Consider the following 1,459-nt stretch of genomic DNA (forward strand, 5'->3'; position numbering starts at 1 on the left):
CTTTCATCTAACGTCACTCCTCTCGTTAAGCCCGATTATTTCTTCCAACGTTTGCACAGACGCGGCTCAATTCATGCGAGTCCCTTCTCATTCAAAGCACTTAAATTCAACTAAGAAGAACGGATGATTTTCCAATCAAATGCCTATAATAAAGCTTAATGAAAAATCCATAAAGATAATGGTGATTACATGTGGAAATCTTCCGAAATAAATACCTATCCGTTAACCCTTGATGTTTTAAAAACGATGCTTGCCGGCATATCAGAAGCCAGTATCATTGAACGTTGCCCACCTTCCGGAAATCCGATTTGGATTATATATCTGGATACGCTGGTCGATGAGGCACGCATCAATGAATCCATCCTGAAGCCATTGCTTACTATAAATGACAGACCGGTTCCGGAGCGTATTCTAAACTGTAAATTCACAGAAATTCATACACTTAAAGATGCAGAACAGCAACTGATGCGGGCAGCGGTGATCGTACATGAGCCTGCGTTAAATCAATGGTGGACCACTCTTCTTCCGATTACACTGGGTCGTCCTGTAGGAAAATCAGAAACGGAAACCATTATTTACGGGCCGCAGGATAGTTTTACGGAGCAGATTGATCAGAATATAACTTTGATTCGCCGGCGGCTTCCTTTAAGTACATTGAAGTCGGAACAGTTCACAGCCGGTTCGCTTAGTTCTACTTCAGTCTCTCTGCTATACATTGAGGGTTTAACCAATACTAACCTTATCTCTAACACTAAAGAGAAGTTAGTTGCCTTGAACTATGATATATTTCTTGATTCTGGCCAAATCGGAGTTTTTATCGAAGATCACAGCAACAGCCTCTTTCCGCAGCTGCAGCAAACGGATCGACCCGATCAATGCGCTTATTCGCTGGCCATGGGCAAGGTCGTGATCCTGGTAGACAATTCTCCATTTGCTCTGATCGGACCTATAACATTTTTTCATCTTTTCCAATCGCCCGAAGACTATATCCACCGCTGGATAGTCGCTAGTTTTTTGCGTTTACTCCGGTTCTTCAGCTTTTTTCTGTCGCTGATACTAATTCCGGTATATGTTGCCTTAACGGCCCACCACTACCAGATGATCCCCCTGCCTCTCCTCTTTGTCCTGATTGAATCCCGAAGCAAGCTTCCATTCACCCCATTTTGGGAGGGTTTGATCATGCTCGTAATATTGGAAATTATTAAAGAGGCAAGTTTAAGGATGCCGAACAAAACGAGCCAAACTTTAGGTGTCGTAGGCGGTATCGTTATTGGACAGGCAACGGTTGAAGCCGGTTTTGCCAGCAAAGTGCTGATCGTTCTTCTAGGTGTATCGGGGATCGCCTCTTTTCTGTCGCCGAATTACCAGATATCCAAAGCAAACACGGTCATCCAACTGACTCTTCTCTGTTTAGCCGCTTATTTTGGCATCTTCGGAATCATATTAGGTTTAATCGCTC

At 43.6% G+C, this 1,459-nt stretch carries 1 protein-coding gene; it reads left to right on the forward strand.

Translation table 11 applies throughout. From position 1 onward, the window contains the following. Positions 1–189: 189 nt before the first annotated feature. Positions 190–1,459, forward strand: a 1,270-nt coding sequence (locus tag GRP75_RS26730; RefSeq protein WP_160790867.1) for a spore germination protein, incomplete at its 3' end; no start/stop codon positions are given.

It is taken from the genome of Paenibacillus sp. OT2-17, from assembly GCF_009827695.1.
In the GTDB taxonomy this organism is placed as follows: Bacteria; Bacillota; Bacilli; order Paenibacillales; family Paenibacillaceae; genus Paenibacillus; species Paenibacillus polymyxa_B.